At 72.4% G+C, this 16,972-nt stretch carries 11 protein-coding genes, 1 tRNA gene and 1 pseudogene; 9 read left to right on the top strand and 4 right to left on the bottom strand.

Going from position 1 to position 16,972, the window contains the following annotated elements; all coding sequences use genetic code 11:
* Nucleotides 1–117 precede the first annotated feature (117 nt).
* The 9 genes from ACF09J_RS03425 (at nt 118) to ACF09J_RS03385 (ending at nt 10,285) form a co-directional block, all read left to right on the top strand.
* The gene (locus tag ACF09J_RS03425; RefSeq protein ID WP_392304157.1) at nt 118–2,016 is read left to right on the top strand and encodes a copper resistance protein CopC; all 1,899 of its coding nucleotides are present in this window, start codon (nt 118–120) and stop codon (nt 2,014–2,016) included.
* Nucleotides 2,017–2,254: 238 nt separating this feature from the next.
* Nucleotides 2,255–2,545 (top strand): hypothetical protein, encoded by a 291-nt coding sequence (locus ACF09J_RS03420; protein ID WP_392303696.1) that lies wholly within the window; start codon nt 2,255–2,257, stop codon nt 2,543–2,545.
* An 11-nt stretch (nt 2,546–2,556) separates the two neighbouring features.
* Nucleotides 2,557–3,456, top strand: a complete 900-nt coding sequence (locus tag ACF09J_RS03415) for a hypothetical protein (RefSeq protein WP_392303695.1) — start codon at nt 2,557–2,559, stop codon at nt 3,454–3,456.
* 91 nt (nt 3,457–3,547) lie between these two features.
* On the top strand, nt 3,548–3,874 hold the full coding sequence (locus tag ACF09J_RS03410) for an STAS domain-containing protein (RefSeq protein ID WP_392303694.1): 327 nt from the start codon (nt 3,548–3,550) through the stop codon (nt 3,872–3,874).
* A 91-nt stretch (nt 3,875–3,965) separates the two neighbouring features.
* Nucleotides 3,966–5,429 (top strand): MFS transporter, encoded by a 1,464-nt coding sequence (locus ACF09J_RS03405; protein ID WP_392303693.1) that lies wholly within the window; start codon nt 3,966–3,968, stop codon nt 5,427–5,429.
* Nucleotides 5,430–5,528: 99 nt separating this feature from the next.
* Entirely contained in the window at nt 5,529–6,035 is a 507-nt protein-coding gene (locus ACF09J_RS03400; protein ID WP_392303692.1) for a MarR family winged helix-turn-helix transcriptional regulator, read from the top strand.
* Nucleotides 6,036–6,345: 310 nt separating this feature from the next.
* Entirely contained in the window at nt 6,346–7,674 is a 1,329-nt protein-coding gene (locus ACF09J_RS03395) for a magnesium transporter MgtE N-terminal domain-containing protein (RefSeq protein WP_392303691.1), read from the top strand.
* A 455-nt stretch (nt 7,675–8,129) separates the two neighbouring features.
* Entirely contained in the window at nt 8,130–9,722 is a 1,593-nt protein-coding gene (locus tag ACF09J_RS03390) for an NRAMP family divalent metal transporter (RefSeq protein WP_392303690.1), read from the top strand.
* 74 nt (nt 9,723–9,796) lie between these two features.
* Nucleotides 9,797–10,285 (top strand): hypothetical protein, encoded by a 489-nt coding sequence (locus ACF09J_RS03385; protein WP_392303689.1) that lies wholly within the window; start codon nt 9,797–9,799, stop codon nt 10,283–10,285.
* A 268-nt stretch (nt 10,286–10,553) separates the two neighbouring features.
* Here ACF09J_RS03385 and ACF09J_RS03380 read toward each other — a convergent pair.
* From ACF09J_RS03380 to ACF09J_RS03365, 4 genes and pseudogenes are all read right to left on the bottom strand, one after another.
* Nucleotides 10,554–10,662, bottom strand: a tRNA-Ser gene (locus ACF09J_RS03380).
* Between the two features lie 232 nt (nt 10,663–10,894).
* Nucleotides 10,895–11,407 (bottom strand): annotated as a pseudogene (locus ACF09J_RS03375) (PP2C family protein-serine/threonine phosphatase); the annotation flags it as partial.
* Nucleotides 11,408–12,827: 1,420 nt separating this feature from the next.
* Nucleotides 12,828–14,063, bottom strand: a complete 1,236-nt coding sequence (locus ACF09J_RS03370) for an SWIM zinc finger family protein (RefSeq protein ID WP_392303688.1) — start codon at nt 14,061–14,063, stop codon at nt 12,828–12,830.
* Nucleotides 14,060–16,867 (bottom strand): DEAD/DEAH box helicase, encoded by a 2,808-nt coding sequence (locus tag ACF09J_RS03365; protein ID WP_392303687.1) that lies wholly within the window; start codon nt 16,865–16,867, stop codon nt 14,060–14,062. The genes ACF09J_RS03370 and ACF09J_RS03365 overlap by 4 nt, the downstream gene beginning before the upstream one ends.
* Between the last annotated feature and the right edge of the window lie 105 nt (nt 16,868–16,972).

Below are 16,972 nucleotides of genomic sequence, written 5' to 3'. Positions count from 1 at the left end.
TACCCATCCAGAAGCCGGCGAGTTCCAAGACGGAGAAGTGACGTGACCGGACGGCGGGGCGAAGATCGGGACGGCGTTGCGCGCCGTGGACGCGTACGGCGGCGGCGACTCGGGAAGCTGACGCTGCTCGGCGCGGTACTGGTCCTCATCCTCCTCGGCGGCGCCGGACCCGCCTCGGCCCACGCCGCCCTGCGGGGCGCGGACCCCGCCGACGGAACCGTCCTCAAGACGGCGCCCGGCACGGTCACCCTGACCTTCACCGAGTCCGTCAGCCTGCTCGACGACTCCTTCCGTCTCTTCGACCCCGAGGGCCGGCGGGTGCGCACGGGCGAACCGGAGCACGCGCCGGGACGTCCGGACACGGCCCGGGTGGCGTTCCCGGAGGGGCTCGGCGAAGGAACGTTCACCGTGGCGTGGCGGATCGTGTCGGCGGACAGCCACCCCGTCTCCGGCGCCTTCACCTTCTCCGTGGGCAAGCCGTCCCCGACGATGGCCGCGATCGACACCGGCCCGGCGGAGAACCCCGCGACCCGCGGCCTGCACGATCTCGCGCGCTACACCTCCTACGGCGCCGCCGCCCTGCTCATCGGCACGGCGGCCTTCGCACTGCTGTGCCGGCCGCCGCACACGGGTCCGCTGCGCAAGCCGCTGATCGCGGGCTGGTGGGCGCTGCTGGCCTCCACGCTCGCCCTGCTGGTGCTGCGGGCGCCCTACGAGACCGGGGCCGGTCCGGCGTCGGCCTTCGACCCCGCGGCCTTCGCCCGCATCCTGACCGGCCGCCCCGGTCTGATGCTGCTGGCCCGCCTGGCCCTGCTCGCGCCGGCGGCCCTTCTTCTCGTACGGATGTCCCGGCGCCGACCGGAGGAGAGGCCCTCGCGCGCGATCCTGGCGGCGGGCACCGCGCTGGCCCTCGCCCTGGCGCTGACGTGGGCGGGGTCCGAACACGCCTCGGCCGGCATCCAGGTCCCGGTCGCGATGACGTCGTCGGTGCTGCATCTGCTGGCGATGGCGGTCTGGCTGGGCGGCCTGACAGCCCTCCTGACCACCCTTCAGCACGCCACACCGGACGAGCCGCGGGCAGAGCACGGCACGCCGCCGCCCACGCGCCGGGAACCGGCCCCCGCTTCTTCGGGCGGTGACCGGGGGCCGGAGGCGGAGGCGGCTGTCTCGGTCGGCTCCGAGGGAGGTGGCGGCCGTACGGCGGTCGCGGCCCCGGTCGCCGACGCGGCCACGGCGCCTTTCACCGACGGCCCCGCGCTGACCGCCGCTGTGGTGCGCTTCTCGCGGATCGCCTTCGGCGCGGTCGTCGTCCTCGTGGTCACCGGCGTCTACCAGTCCTGGCGCGGTCTCGGCTCCTGGACCACGCTCACCGGAACGGCGTACGGCCGGCTGCTGTTGGTCAAACTCGTGGTGGTGGTACTGCTGCTGGCCGTGGCGGCCCGCTCCCGGCGCTGGACGGCACGGCTGGTCACAGCGGACGCGGACCCGGCCGCATCCGACGGGCAGACCCCGGCGGCCGGCCCCGACGCCTGCCGCCGCGCCCTGCGCCGCTCGGTGCTGGCCGAGGTCGCCGTGGGCATCGCCGTCCTGGTCCTCACCACCGTGCTGGCCGGCACCCTGCCGGGCCGCGCGGCCGCCGAGGCGGCCCGGGCCACGCCCGAAGCCGGGGTTCCGGGCGCCTCCGTCACTGTCATCCCGTTCGACGTCGGCATCCCCGGCGGCCACGGCAAGGTGCAGATCACCCTGGAACCGGGCCGCGTCGGCCAGAACGCGGTGGAGGCCGTCGTCTACGGCCCGGACGGCGGCCTGACCATCGTCCCCGAACTGCGCCTGTCCCTGTCCCTGCCCGCACGGAACATCGGCCCCATCGACGCCGCGCTGACCAACAGGGGCGGCTACTGGGGCACCGACTCCCTCAACCTTCCGATCCCCGGCACCTGGACCATGAAGGCGACCGTACGGGTGTCGGACATCGACCAGACGAGCGAGGAGCGGAAGGTCCAGGTCCTGCGCTAGCGGCCGAGGACGCCGACCCGTGCGTCGCCCGTGCGGAACGCGGCGGGTCGGTACCCGTGACATGCGGCTGCGTGGACGTATGGTCGACGTGCCGCGCACCGAACGGCGGCTCACCGGCCCATGTCCGTCTCTTCATTTGTACGGATGAGACATCCGATCGCACATATGGAGCTAATCAGGGAATTCCTTCACCCGTTTGCCGCGCATCCGGGGAAAGTCGGACGGCGTTAGTCGAGACATGACTAAGGCAACCAGGGAAGGGTACTGGAGTCTGTTCGGGGGTCAGGAGCGAGAGGACCCGGTCGCCGCGCACGCGGTGGCGCTGGGTCCCTACACCTACCTCCCCGCCCCGGTGCACTCGTCGGCCACTGTCAACGGCACCCTGACCAGAGGCGGTTTCCCGGTCGCCCTCAAGGTGACCGAACCCCTGCTGCGGGATTTCCTGGACGCGATGAGCACACTGGAAGCCGACCTCGCCCGCCGCTGGCTCGGTCCGGTGGGCCGGTCCCGTTTCTCGGGAGCGGAATAACCGGCCGGGATATGTACGACGAACGTATCGATCACCGTTCCGGCCATTCGACAGATTATTCGGGCCATCCCGGTTACGCAGGCGGATACGAGGGGGCGGGCACCGGCAGGCACCGGGGTCCGGCGGAGTTCTTCACGTCTCCCCTGGAGCCGCCGGACGCGACCTGGGACCCGGCCGAGGAACTGGCCTTCATGCTCCAGGACGCGATGGAGGAGCACCGGCCGGACATCCACGTCGCCCGCGACGAGCCACCGGGCACCGAGCCCGCCCCGAACACGCCCCTGGAGAACCTCCACGCGATCACGGAGGAACTGCCTCCCCTGAAGGCGGTCGCACGACGCCATCGAAAGGTCCGGGAACGCAAGCGCCCGAACGTCCTGCGGACCGCCAGTCACGTCATCGCCGCGCTGGCCGCGGTCATCGCTTCCTCGGTGAGTTTCTTCGGCGGAATGGTTGCCTACGATCCCCTCCGCGTCGTGGCCGTGGCCCGTATGGAGGACGGCATCGCCTCCTGGTGGCCCCTGCTCGTCTACGGTCCCTGGCTGGTCGCCTCGCTGTCCGTGCTGCGGGCCGCGCTCCACCAGCGCCGCGCCGTCCACTCCTGGAGCGTGGTGCTGGCCTTCTCGTCCATCGCGATGCTCCTGTGCGTGCTGCAGGCGCCCAGGACGATCGTCGACATCGCCGCGGCCGCCCTGCCGGGCCTGGCCTCCCTGGCCTCCTTCCAGCAGTTCGTACGCCAGATCACCCTGACCCGCCCGCCCCGGCGGACCACGCCCCGCCACCGTCAGCCCCGCACCCCGCACACCGAGACCCCGCGCAGGTCCACGTCCACCGCCCGTGAAACCCGCCGCACCACGACCACGGCACGACCGGCGCGACCGGCCGGAGGCACGGCGCGCAAGAGGTTCTGAGCGGACCGCTCCCCGGCGCCGGGCCCCACCTTCGCGGTGCCGGGGGCACCATGTAGGTGGATGGAGTGTGGCGGACGCGAAGGAGGCCGCCATGGCAGCAGCGCAACTTCCGGCTTCGCCCTTGATGATCAGGGCGACCGACGGCCGGCGGGCCGAGCTGGCCCTCACCGGGGACATCGGGGCTCAGGCCCTTCGGCCACTGGAGGAGCGGCTCGCGGCCCCGCCGCTGAGCGAGGCCGACGAGTGGGTCGTGGACATGAGCGGGGCCACCCACCTCGACCTCGCCTGCGCCTACGCCCTGCTGCGGGGCGCCACGCGGTGGCCGGCGACCGCGCTCACCATCCGCGGAGCCCGGCGCACCGTGCACCGGACCCTCCACCGGGCGGGGTTCGACGCGGTCGCGGTGATGGAGGACTGAGGGGGCGCTTCCGCGGTCAAGGGCGTGCCGTTGCGGCAGGGCCGGATGGGACGGAGCCCGAATAGTTCGGTGACCGATGTAATCTGGAGTCATGGCTCCGGACACGCACACCCCGTCCCGTCCGCGCTGGCCCGCCGTGCTCACCGCGGAGCGGGCCCGCCCGGAGGGGATCCGGTCGCGGCCGGACGCCTGGCGGCTGGCCGTGGCCACGGTGTGCTTCGGGGCGTTCATGGGCCAGCTGGACGCAAGCATCGTGACGCTGACCTACGGCAGCCTGCGCACGGAGTTCCACACCTCGCTCGCCGCGGTGGAATGGGTGTCGCTGGCGTATCTGCTGGCCCTGGTGGCGCTGCTGGTGCCGGCCGGGAGGCTGGCGGACGCCCACGGCCGCAAGCTGCTGTACCTGTACGGGTTCGCCGTCTTCACGCTGGCGTCCGCCGCCTGCGGACTGGCGCCCACCCTGGCCGCGCTGGTGGGCTTCCGGGTGGTGCAGGCGGCCGGAGCGGCGTTGATGCAGGCCAACAGCGTCGCGCTGGTGACCACCAGCGCGCCCCGCGGGCGGATGCGCAGCGCGCTCGGCGTGCAGGCCGCCGCACAGGCGCTGGGGCTCGCCCTGGGGCCCACGGTGGGTGGCGCGCTGGTGTCCACCCTGGGCTGGCGCTGGGTGTTCTGGGTGAACGTGCCGGTGGGGGTGGTCGCACTGGTGAGCGGGCACTATCTGCTGCCGCGCACCAGGGCCCGTACGAGGGTGGCCCGCTTCGACTGGACCGGACTGGCGCTGCTGGCCGTGGCGACGACCTGCGCGCTGCTCGGCGTGTCCGCGGCCTCCGGTCTGCCCGTGCCCGGCTGGAGCGTGGTCCTAATGTTCGGCGTGGCGGCTCTGGCCGGCTGGGGCTTCGCACGCCGGCAGCGGCGGATCGCCGCGCCCCTGCTCGATCTCGCGCTGCTGCGGGTGCGCGCGGTGGCGTTCGGGCTGGTCGGGGCGCTGAGCGGATATCTGGTGCTGTTCGGCCCGCTGGTGCTCGTGCCGGTCGTGCTGACCGCGCGGGGGGCCTCGGAGCTGACCGCGGGGCTGGTGCTGACGGCGCTGCCCGCCGGATTCGCCCTGGGCGCCACCGGCGGCGACCGGCTGCTGCCCCGTTCCCTCAGCGACCGTGGCCGGTGCCTGACCGGCGCCGGTGTCTTCCTCCTGGCCACGGCCTCGCTCCTGGCCGTTCCGCTGACTCTCGCCTGGCTGGTGCCGCTGCTGGCCCTGGTCGGCGCCGGGCTGGGGACGTTCACCCCGGCCAACAACGCTCTGATCATGGGCGCGATCCCGGCCCGTTCCTCCGGCACCGGAGGCGGCCTGGTCAACATGACCCGCGGTCTGGGCACCGCCCTCGGGGTGGCACTGGTGACCCTCGCCCTGCACCTGGCGTCCGGCGGCGGGACGGAGGCCGGCGCCCGGTGGTCCGCGGCGATTCTGGTGGCGGTGTCGGCCGTCGCCGTCGTCGCGGCCCGGCTGGGGCCCGAGCGGGGCGACCACCGGCGGCCCCAGCCCGGACTCGGGGCGTGAGGGGGTGTGAAACCGGTGAACCAGCCGTGTGAGCCGATGAATTGCCCGGCGCCGGTCCGAGCCGGAGGGCGCGTACGGGGACCCGGCTACCCTTGCCGCATGTCCGCGCAGCCCCGTTCCGAGCTTCCCCTGCCCGGCCCCGGCGCCGAGGCGCCGGACGCCCGTCTGCTGACCGAGGCTGTCACCCGCCTGCGCCGCGCCCTGCGGGCCTCGATCCGCACCGACTACCCGTGGGAGAAGCTGCCCATGGCCCAGGTCGAGCTGCTCCAGGTCCTCGGCGAGCACTCGCCCGCCCGGATCAGCGACCTCGCGGCCCGCCAGCGGCTCGCACCGAGCACCGTCAGCGGACTGATCGGCCAGATGATCACCACGGGCCTGGTCGCGCGCGAGGTCGACCCCGCGGACCGCCGCGCCTCCGTCGTCACCCTCACCGACGCCGGCCGCGACCAGCTCACCGCGTGGACCACGGCCCACGAACGCCGGATGGACGCCGCCCTGGCCTCCCTGGACGACACGGCCCGCTCCGCCATCGCCACCGCCCTGCCCGCCCTCTTCCAACTCGCCGAACGACTCGGCCGGTTGGACGACGACGCGACGGCGGACTGACGCGACGAGGACCCCCACGGGAATCCGGTCGGGTTCCCCGCGAGCCATCCGCCCCGACCGCGCCGGTGTCACGCGTTCGAACGGGAGATCGACCTACCCTTGCCTCTGAACAGGCCGCCACGAACAGACCGCCCGCGAGACGGCCGTGGCGGGGCGTTTGCGTGTGTTTGTGGTGGTTCAATACCGTTGGTCGCGGGGGCAACCGACGTTCGGGCAGGGCAGAGCGATGACCGTGAGTCCGTCTTCGCCGCGGTCGGCCGCACACCGGGAGCGGGCGCCCCTTCATCTGTCGTCGCTGGTGAAGCGCCCCGTGGTGGACCCGGGGGGCCGGTCGCTCGGCCGGCTCTCCGACGTGATCGTCCGGCTGCGCGGCGCCGACTATCCGGTGGTGACCGGGCTCGTGGTCGGCGTGGGCGGCCGTGAGCTGTTCGTCCCGGTCGAACAGGTGGCCGCTCTCGACGCCGAAGGACTCGTGGCACTCGAGACCGCCCGGCTCGACCTGCGGCCGTTCGGGCGGCGCGAGGGCGAGGTGCTGCTGCGGGCCGACGTGCTGGGCCACCGGCTGATCGATGTCGGCGAGGCCCGCCTGGTCCGCGCGCAGGACGTGGAACTGGCCGAACGCGACGACGGCCAGTGGCTGCTGTCGGGCGTGGACACGCACCGCCCGCACCGGCTGCTCGGGATCTTCGGGGACCGTTCGACGGAGCACGCGTGCCGCGACTGGAAGGTGTTCGAGCCGCTGATCGGACACAGCCGCAGCGCGCTGGTCCGCCGTCCCACGGCCCGGATCCGCCGCCTGCGCCCGGCGGAGATCGCCGACCTGCTCGAGGACGCCTCCCGGGACGAGGAACGCGAGATCCTCGGCGACGTCCGGCAGGACCCGGAGCTGGAGGCCGACGTCTTCGAGGAGCTGGAGGAGGACCGGGCCTCCCGGTTGCTCAACGCCCGCACGGACGAGGAGATCGCCGCCGTCCTGGCGCGGATGCGTGCGGACGACGCGGCCGACGCCATCGACGATCTGCGCCAGGGCCGCCGCCGTACCGTGCTGGACCTGCTGCCCGCCGGACAGCGGGCCAAGGTGCTGACGCTGATGGGGTTCAACCCCGCCAGCGCCGGGGGCCTGATGGGGATGGACTTCCTGGCCCTGCCCCCGGACACGACGGTGAGCGAGGCCGAGGCGGCGGTCAGGCGCGCGAACCGGCTCCAACCGGAGGCGCTGACCAGCGTCTACACCGGCGACGAGGACGGCCGGCTGCTCGGCTGGGTCCGGCTGGTCACCATCCTGCAGAGCGATCCCGGACTCCGGCTGGCCGAGGTGAGCGAGGCCGATCCCGTGCGCGTCGGCCCGGACACGGACCTGGTCGACGTCGCCCTGCTGATGACGGACTACAACCTCATCACCCTGCCGGTCGTGGACGACGAGGGAGTCCTGCTCGGTGTGATCACGGTCGACGACGTGCTGGAGGCGACGCTGCCGGAGGACTGGCGACGCCGCGAGGTGGCCCCGCCACCCGACGCCCACCGGACCGCTGAGGCCGGAGGCATCACGGACTCCGCCGAGGCCGGGAGTGTCACCGGTACCGCCGCCGAGGCCGGCGGCGCCAGGGGCCCGGAGGCGCGTGAGGAGCCCTCACCATGAGGGATCCCCGGCCCGACCGTCAGCCCGACCGCCGGCCCGACCGGCACCCGCCGCAGCCGCCGCCCGGCCCCCGCCCGGAGGAGGGTGCGCCCCAGTCCGGCGCCCGCCCGGAGGACCGTCCGCGTGCACCGGGTTCGCGCCCGGACGCGCCGAAGTCCGGCAGCCCGCCCCCGGACGCGCCGAGGCCCAGCCGGCCCCCGGACGGGGGCCGGACCACGCCCGCCCCGCGCCCACAGGCGCCCGGCGGCAGCGCGCGCCCCGCAGCCCCGGACAGGCCACGCGTCCCACCGGTCGGCCCGGGCACCAGGGGACGCGCCCGGACGCCGGAACACGAAGGCGCCCCCGGTGACCGGACCCCCCCACCGACCCCCGCGACCCCGGCCCCCCTCCCGGATGCCGACACCACCCCCACGACGCCACCGGCAGGCCCCCGCCCCCGCCCGCGCTCCACAGCGGTGCTGGACGAGGCCCACCTCGGTGACATCGAGGGCGCGCTGGGACGTATCCGGCTGGAGGAGGCGGACTCCAGCCACAGCCTCAAGCGGCGGCTGCTGACGTTCCTGGCGATCGTCGGCCCCGGCCTCATCGTGATGGTGGGCGACAACGACGCGGGCGGGATCTCCACGTACGCCCAGGCGGGCCAGAACTACGGCTACAGCCTGCTGTGGGTGCTCCTGCTCCTCATCCCCGTCCTCATCGTCAACCAGGAGATGGTGGTCCGGCTCGGCGCCGTCACCGGGGTCGGGCACGCCCGGCTGATCAACGAGCGCTTCGGCAGGTTCTGGGGCTGGTTCAGCGTCGGCGACCTGTTCGTGCTCAACTTCCTGACGATCGTCACCGAGTTCATCGGCGTCTCGCTCGCCCTCGGCTACCTCGGCGTCGACAAGTACATCGCCGTGCCCGTCGCCGCCCTCGCCCTGGTCGCGATCACCGCCTCGGGCAGCTTCCGGCGCTGGGAACGCGCGATGTTCGCCTTCATCGCCGTCAGCCTGCTGCTGGTGCCGCTGGCACTGATGTCCCACCCGCGCTACGGGGCGGCCGTCCACCACCTGGTCGTCCCGGGCGTGCGAGGCGGGGTCACCTCGGAGGCCGTCCTGCTGATCATCGCGATCGTCGGTACGACCGTCGCCCCCTGGCAGCTGTTCTTCCAGCAGTCCAACATCATCGACAAGCGCATCACACCGCGGTTCGTCGGTCATGAGCGCGCGGACACCGTGCTGGGCTCCCTCGTCGTGATCGGCGGCGCCGTCGCGATCGTCGTCGTCGCCGACTACGCCGTGAGCGGTACGAGCGCGGCCGGGCACTTCACCGACGCGCTGGGGGTCGCCGAGGCACTGGGCGGGCACAGTCACGTGCTGGGAGTGATGTTCGCGGTCGTGCTCATGGACGCGTCGATCATCGGCGCCGCGGCCGTCACCCTGGCCACCAGCTACGCCTTCGGTGACGTCTTCAACCTGCGCCACTCCCTGCACCGAAGCTTCCGCGAGGCCAAGGCGTTCTACGGGACCTACGCCGGGATGGTCCTGCTCGCCGCCGCCGTCGTGCTGATCCCCGGCGCGCCTCTCGGACTGATCACGACCGCCGTCCAGGCCCTGGCGGGACTGCTGCTCCCCTCCGCGTCGGTCTTCCTGCTGCTGCTGTGCAACGACCGGGCGGTCCTCGGCCCCTGGGTCAATCCGCGCTGGCTCAACGTGGTGGCGTCGACCATCATCGCGGTGCTCCTGATGCTGTCCGGGATCCTCGTCGCGACGACCCTGTTCCCGTCGCTGGACACCACCCGGGTCGCGCTGTGGCTCGCCGGAGTGCTGGTCGTGGGGCTGCTGGGCGCGGCCGTGGGACTGCGCGTCGTCCGCGCCCGCCGAGGTGGGGCTCTGCCTCCGCCTCCTGCGGTTCCCCGTTCCGAACGCGAGAGCTGGCGCATGCCTCCCCTCGCCCTGCTGGAGCCGGTCGTCTGGTCCCCCGGCCTCAAACTCGGCATGGGCCTCCTGCGCGGCTACCTGGTGATCGCCGCGCTGCTCCTGGTGGTCAAGGCCATCCAGATCGGCTGAGCGGGGGGCCGGGCCGGGGACCTGGCAGGGGACCCGACACGGGGTGAGGATGGAGAGGTGAGGGAGGCCCTGATGTGATCCTGCCCTACCCGCACCACGGAGACCGTGTGGTGGCATACCTGCTGCCGGTGTGGACGCGGCTCCCCTCCGCCGGTCGCGGGGGCGTGGCCGCCGCCGTGCTGGCCGTGGCGCTCGTCACCCTGGTCGTCGTCACGAGGGTGCGGCGGAGCCGTTCCGGTCCGCTCAGGCACCCACGGACCCGCCGGCCCGCCGGCCCGGTCGACACGACGTGGTTCACCGCCCACACCCTTGACGGCTTCCCCGAGGAGGCGGTCCGCGCCACCCTGAGGACCCCGACCGCCCCGTCCCGCGAACGCCTCTACGCCGCCTGGGTCCTGGCCACGCACACCCAGGGCACGGACGCCGTCTGGCTGGAGAAGAACCTGGCCCTCCCCGCCGACGCGGCCCACCTGATCACCGACGCCGCCGAAGCCAGACGCCGCGAGATGTCGGCACGGGAGACCCACGACACGCAGGCACGCGACAGAGACTGTCCCGACTGAGCCCTGGGTGGCTGGGCCCGTGGGCGGAAGCGTCCACAGCTAGGGCATGGCGCCGCCCTGCCGATTACGGCCCGCGCGCCGGCCCGTCGCCATCACGAGGAGGCCGATCAGCATAAGCGCGATGCCGGACCCGGCCCGCCACTCCCGGGCGTACGGGCCGCTGATCAAAACGCCAAGGGCGGCCCCCACTCACGCCAATGAAACGGGGCCGCCCTTGTCCAATGACAAAGACCCAGGTCAGAGTGGGTGACCTGGGCCTTTCTGGGGGAGCCGCCTTCGGGATTCGAACCCGAGACCTACGCATTACGAGTTGTCCGATCTTGGTCCGGGGGCGTCCGTGAGCGTACACAGGGTCGGTTCCCTGCCTGCTCGGCGGCGTCCCAGACTCCGGGGAACAAGGGCGGACGCTCGCGGAACACGCAATGACTGAGACCGGAACTGAGACCGCGGCGCCCGTAACGCGCCAATGTCATCCGGGGAGGGCTCGGCGTTCCGCTGGTACCGCTGTCGATTTTCGCCTTCTTTCACTTCGTCATGGGGGATGTGTGCCCGGCGGATGGCGAGGAGGGCGACGTCGTCGCCGAGGCGTCCGCCGGTGTGGGCGAGCAGGTCCCGTTCGATGTGGTGGAGCAGCGCCTCCGGAGGTTGGTCGGTCCACTGGGCTGCGCGTACCGCGAACGGGTAGAAGGCGCCGTTGAGGTCACGAGCTTCGATGACGCCGTCGGTGTACAGGACCAGCGTGTCCTCGGGGCCGAAGGGCACGACATCGACGACGTGGTCGTCGGGATCCGTGACGCCGACGCCAAGCGGGGGCCCGGGGTGGAGGCGGGGCATGTGGACGGTGTTGTCCGCGCCGAGCAGCAGGGGTGCAGGGTGACCGCAGCTGGTCATGCGGACCAGGGGCTCGCTGTCGGCGGTCTCGACCAGAAGAGCGGTCACGAAGCGTTCTCCCGCCTCGCCCTCCGGTTCGAAGTCGGCGAGGTAGCGGGTCATGCTCCGTTCCAGGGAAGCGGCCAGGTCGGGCAGGGAGGCCTGCTGGTGGGCGGCCTCGCGGAAGGCGCCGAGCAGGAGGGCGGCCTCGCCCAGGGCGGGCAGGCCCTTGCCCCGCACGTCGCCGATCATCACGCGGACCGCGCTGCCGGTGCGGGCGGCGGCATACAGGTCGCCGCCGATAGCGGCCTCCTCCTCGGCAGCCAGATAGACACAGGCGAGCCGCAGCGGGCCCAGCCGGCTCGGCAGCGGCCACATCACCACCTGCTGGGCGGCCTCGGCGACCGACCGGACCCGGGCCATCTGGCGTATGTGCCGGTCGCGCACCGCACACAAGACCACGATCAACAAGGTGATCACCGCGATGGCGATCACCTCCACCATCACGTTCCGCGAAGTCACCCTTCCGGCGTACCAGCCGTTGGCCGCCTCACCTGCCATGGCCAGGATCCCGATGCCGCCCGTCGTCCAGGGGCCCGCGAACCACGCGGTGAGCGTGGGCGCGACCACCAGCAGGGGACCGAGGACGACGTTTGGCCCGGTCGCGATGTCCGCGGCAGTGATCACAACGATGAGCACGACAGGGATCAGCAGCAGCAGGTGGCTCGGCTGCCACGGCTGCTCGAGACCCACACGTCCCTGCCTGGAGCCCACGCCTTCCACATTGCACCGCTCCCGTGGCTCGCGCCACGACGTTTTCAAGACCACCCAGGATGGCCGCGAGGTGCTACGGCTCGCCCGACGGGAGTCAGTGGCCGGCCTGTGTCTCACCACTTACGGCTCGTGTCCTCCTGTGGAGGGTGATCGCACGGTGGGCACACACAACCGCCAGGAGCGCAAACCAGGTTCCCCCCAGGCATGGCCCGGGAAGGGCCCACCAGTCCACTACCGGCTCCGTAAGAACCCTCACGACCCTCCCGACGTCGTAGGTCACGATGCCGGTCAGCACCACAGTCAGGAGAGCCGTCGTCCACCAGCGCTCAGGCCAACCCTTGCTCACGCTTCCCCCGCCAAAATCGCCCCTGCAGACATCGCCCAGTGTGCCGTGCCCCCCGACGTACGCTACTGCGGGTATCCCTGCTCGGTCATGCACTGCTGGAACGTCTTCTCGTGCATGGTGGTGAGGGTGTCGGCTGCGTAGTCGCCGGTGGAGGAGTTGCCGGGTATGCCTGGGTGGCGACGGCCTCGCAGTGGGCGCGGGCTTCGGTTTGGGTGAACTGCACGTGGTCGTTGCTGTCCCCCGTGGGGATGGCTGCGGTGCTGGGGCCCCCTGTTTCCAGGGGGCCCTTCGACATCGTGCCCGGTGAGGCACTGGCGGAGGATACGAGATTCGAACTCGTGAGGGGTTGCCCCCAACACGCTCTCCAAAGGTTCGTCTGGAGGTTCTGGGGCGTGCGGCAACGTCCTGACCTGCGGTGCAGCCGGTCCGGGCCGGGGTTCTGAACGGTGCTGCACGCCGGTGAATGCAACCAGAACTGCAACCACGGAAGTGGAGCAGCGTGAGTGTGTCCAGCTTCTGCTCGTGGTTCCTGGGCAGCGGGGAGTCGCCTCCTTACCCGCCGTTCTGCGACCAGACCGCGGTGAGCGCTGTGACCGCGTCACTGTCGGCTGGTGCCGCGGGCCACCATTCGCCGTCGTCGTCCTGGAGGTAGGGGTACCAGCGGGCATCGGGTCCCAGACGCAGTTGGATGCCGTGGTGGGTGAGGGTGATGCGGTTGCGCCAGGTTCTGATGTGTGTGGGGGAGTCGGTCATCTCGGCGAGGGCCGCTTCCAGGGCGGTGCGGGTGGCCTTCATCACCGTCGGGTCGGGGGTGTGGGGCTGTTCGGCGACGGTGATGCCCGTGGGGCCACCGTGGCGCCAGGCGCGCGTGAGGCGTGCGAAGGCGGTGGGGTTGATGCCGGTGTTCTGGATCAGGTGGTGGAACCACTCGGGTCCGGGGTTGCCTGCGGCGATGCGGACGGCGTCCTTGTGCTGGGTCAGGTACAGGTCGGCGGTGTCGCCCGCGAGGAGCCGGGCGGCGCGCGCGGTGGCGTCGGCCATGAGGCGTTCCAGGTCCGCGGCGGCCAGGCCGCTGCCGGGAGGCGGGGCGACGGGCAGTGCTGTGGTGTGGGCGGCGGGTTCCGGGAGTTCGGGCAGTTCGGGAGACTCTTCGGCCCAGTGGGCGTACGCAGCGGCGGCCGGGATGCCGGCCGGTGCCGGTGGGACGACGGTTTCCTGTGCTGCCGTACGGAGTGCGCGCAGCTGGGCGAAGACCTCCTCGCGACCGCGGCCGCGCAGTGCGAAGAGCACGAACGGGTCGGTGTCGATGGTGGCGGCGATGGCGTAGCAGAGCGCGGCGGCGTGCTTGCAGGGGTGTCCCCAGTCGGGGCAGGAGCACTCCGGATCGAGCTCGGTGGGCAGTGGGAGCAGGGGAACGCCCGCGTGCCGGGCGTCGTCCACGAGTTCGGCGGGCATCTCGTCGTCGAGAAGTGCTGCGAGATGCCCGGCGCGGGCCGCGATCGTGGCGAGCAGGGTGTCCCACTGAGGGTCGGTGAGGACGGGCAGGTGGACTGAGGAGCGGTACGGGCGCGGGCGGCTGCCCTGGACCGCGGCAGTGACCTTGCCCGGAGTGACGGTGACCGGGCCGACCATGCCCTTGCGGGCGTAGGTGCGTCCGCGTGAGAGCCGTCCGGCGTCCAGGGTGGAGTCCTCCAGGGCGGCCACCCATGCCTGGCCCCACCAGGTCGCGGCGAAGGCTCGCTTGCCGCGGGCGGGCGCACGGCGCGGGCCGGGGACAGCGGGGCTCATGACTGCCTTCCCAGGGCGACGAGTTCGGCGAGGTCGGCGTCGGACAGTTCGGTCAGGGCTGCCTCGCCGGAGCCGACGACGGCGTCGGCGAGGGCGCGCTTGGCTTCGAGCAGCTTCGCCACCTTGTCCTCCACGGTTCCCTCCGCGAGGAGCTTGTGTACCTGGACGGGTTTGTCCTGGCCGATGCGGTAGGCGCGGTCGGTGGCCTGGTCCTCGACGGCCGGGTTCCACCAGCGGTCGTAGTGCACGACGTGGCTGGCGCGGGTGAGGTTGAGTCCGGTGCCCGCCGCCTTCAACGACAGCAGGAATACCGGCACTTCACCGCGCTGGAAGCGGTCCACCATCTCCTCGCGCCGTGCGACGGGGGTGGCACCGTGCAGGAAGAGAGTGGGGAGGCCGCGCTCGGCGAGATGCTTCTCCAGCAGCGCCGCCATCTGTTTGTACTGCGTGAAGACCAGCACGGATTCGCCTTCGGCGGTGATGGTGTCGAGCAGTTCGTCGAGCAGGTCGAGCTTGCCGGAGCGGCCCCGCAGGGGAGTGGACTGGCGCAGGCTGTGCTCTTTCAAATACTGGGCGGGGTGGTTGCAGATCTGCTTCAGCGCGGTGAGCAGCTTGAGTACCAGACCGCGTCGGGCGATGCCCTCCGACTCCGCGATCTTCGCCATGGTCTCGCGGACCTGTGCCTCGTACAGGCTGGTCTGCTCGGCCGTCAGCGGGACGACGTGGTCGGTCTCGGTCTTGGGCGGCAGTTCGGGCGCGATTCCGGGGTCGGACTTCTTGCGGCGCAACAGGAAGGGTCGTACGAGACGGGACAGGCGCTCGGCTGCCTCGGGATCCTCACCCGCCTCGATGGCGCGGGCATGCCGGTCACGGAAGGCGGTGAGTGAGCCGAGGAGCCCGGGGGTGGTCCAGTCGAGCAGTGCCCACAGCTCGGAGAGGTTGTTCTCCACGGGAGTACCGGTGAGAGCGACGCGGGCACGGGCAGGCAGGGCACGCAACTCGCGGGCGGTGACGGCGTAGGGGTTCTTGACGTGCTGGGCCTCGTCGGCGGCCACCAGCGACCAGACTGTCTCGGCAAGCGCTTCGCGGTCGCGGCGCAGCACCCCGTAGGTGACCAGGACGATCTCGTCGCCGGCCAGGTCCCCCAGGTGGCGGTCGCCGCCGTGGTAACGGCGTACGGGGGTGAGCGGCGCGAATCTGGCGGCCTCGCGCTGCCAGTTGCCGAGCAGCGACGCCGGGCAGACGACAAGGATGGGGCCCGCGGTGGCGGGGTCGCTCTGGCGGTGCAGGTGCAGAGCGAGCAAGGTGATGGTCTTGCCCAGGCCCATGTCGTCGGCGAGACAGCCGCCGAGGCCGAGTGCGCACATCTCGGCCAGCCAGGCCAGGCCCCGCTTCTGGTACTCGCGCAACGTGGCCTTGAGGGCGGCGGGCTGGGGCACGGGGGTGCGGGACTCGGGATCGCGGATACGAGCGACCAGGTCGCCGAGCGCACCGACCGCCGCACAGGGGACCGGGTCGCCGTCCCGCTCGGCCTCGCCGGTCAGCGCGGCGCTCAACGCCTCCATCAGGGTGAGCGGTTCCATCCGGCGGCGCTTGGCGCGGGCCACCAGCTTCGGGTCGGCGACCACCCACTGGTCGCGAAGCCGGACGAGGGGCCGGCGTGACTCTGCGAGAGCATCCATCTCGGCCTCGGTGAGCGGCTCGCCGCCGAGGGAGACCTGCCAGCGGAAGTCGAGGAGGGCCTCGGTGTCCAGCAGGCCGCCCGCAGTGGAACCGGGGGCCGTGCGCTGCCCGATCTCCGCGGTCGCGGTGAGCGCCTTGACCAGGTCGCGCGGCCAGTGCACGTCGACACCGGCCGCGCGCAGCGCGTCCGTGGCGTCCCCAAGGAGATCGAAGGCTTCGTCGTCGGTCAACCGGAGCTGATCGGGAGCGGCATCGCCCAGCAGCCTTTGCAGCGGGGGCCAGGCGCGGGCGCCGCGGCGCAGGGCGAGAAGGGTCTCGGTTTCGGCGCGTGGGCCGAGCAGCCGCTCCACTGCGGTCGGCTCGCTCCAGAGTCGTGCGGCCTCGATGACGAGCGCCGGGTCCGCCGCGGTGTGCAGTTGCAGGACGGTCCGGAACTGCCGTCGGCGTCCTTCGGGTACGTCGACGCGCAGGGAGACACTGACCTCGGCGGTGAGCGCCGCCTGGGTTTCCTCGGCCCATTCACGCAAGGTGGGTACGGCGCGGGCCTCGCGCCAGGCGTACGGCAGCGCTCCCATGGCGAGCGGCGCGGCCGGCGTACGGACCAGATCATCGGCGACCGCGTCGCAGAACTGGCGTACCAGCGCCGCCGGTTCGGCGATCCGTACCGGCGCAGGGCCTGGCTCGGGCAGGCAGTGGGCGTGCGGCGGGAAGGCGGCGGCCAGGGCGCCCAGCGTCTGGCGCTGGGCGGCGGTGCAGGGACCCACCTGCCAGGTGTCGTAACCGGCGGGGGTGATGGCCGGGTGAAGGCGGCCGTCGGCGAGCAGCCGCAGCGCGAAGCGAGTGGCGGCCTGCCAGGCGGCGCCGGAGGGATGCGTCGGCTCCGCATCGGCCAGGGCGGAGACAGCGACGGCGACAGGCAGCGCGTAACCCTCGACCCTGCGCCGCCTGACCGAGCGGCCGTGCGGCAGGACCAGCTCCACCGTCTCGGTCTCAAGGTCGGTGGGCGCCATACTGTCTCCGGCTGTTGCCCCGGTCGGCTTCCACAGCAGCAGCCGCCCAAGGCGGGCGGGCTCACCGGGCAGGAACACCGCCGCCCATCCGGCGCCGAGCAGTTCCCTCACGAAGGCGGACGTTTCCTGCCGGGTCGGCGGCGGTGCGCTCCTCGCGCCCGTACTCGGCTCTCGTGCGACGACTCGTGCCACTCTCTTCCGCCCTGTCGCTTGCCG

This window comes from Streptomyces sp. NPDC014889, assembly GCF_043081205.1.
In the GTDB taxonomy this organism is placed as follows: Bacteria; Actinomycetota; Actinomycetes; order Streptomycetales; family Streptomycetaceae; genus Streptomyces.
Note: the sequence above shows the minus strand (reverse complement) of the source record. Positions and strands in the feature narration are given on the sequence as shown.

Bases quoted from the DNA above. Each gene is read 5' to 3' on its own strand.
- ACF09J_RS03415 (WP_392303695.1), top strand. From the start codon at position 2,557: ATGTACGACGAACGTATCGATCACCGTTCCGGCCATTCGACAGATTAT.
- ACF09J_RS03410 (WP_392303694.1), top strand. From the start codon at position 3,548: ATGGCAGCAGCGCAACTTCCGGCTTCGCCCTTGATGATCAGGGCGACC.
- ACF09J_RS03420 (WP_392303696.1), top strand. From the start codon at position 2,255: ATGACTAAGGCAACCAGGGAAGGGTACTGGAGTCTGTTCGGGGGTCAG.
- ACF09J_RS03370 (WP_392303688.1), bottom strand. From the start codon at position 14,063: ATGAGCCCCGCTGTCCCCGGCCCGCGCCGTGCGCCCGCCCGCGGCAAG.
- ACF09J_RS03400 (WP_392303692.1), top strand. From the start codon at position 5,529: ATGTCCGCGCAGCCCCGTTCCGAGCTTCCCCTGCCCGGCCCCGGCGCC.
- ACF09J_RS03405 (WP_392303693.1), top strand. From the start codon at position 3,966: ATGGCTCCGGACACGCACACCCCGTCCCGTCCGCGCTGGCCCGCCGTG.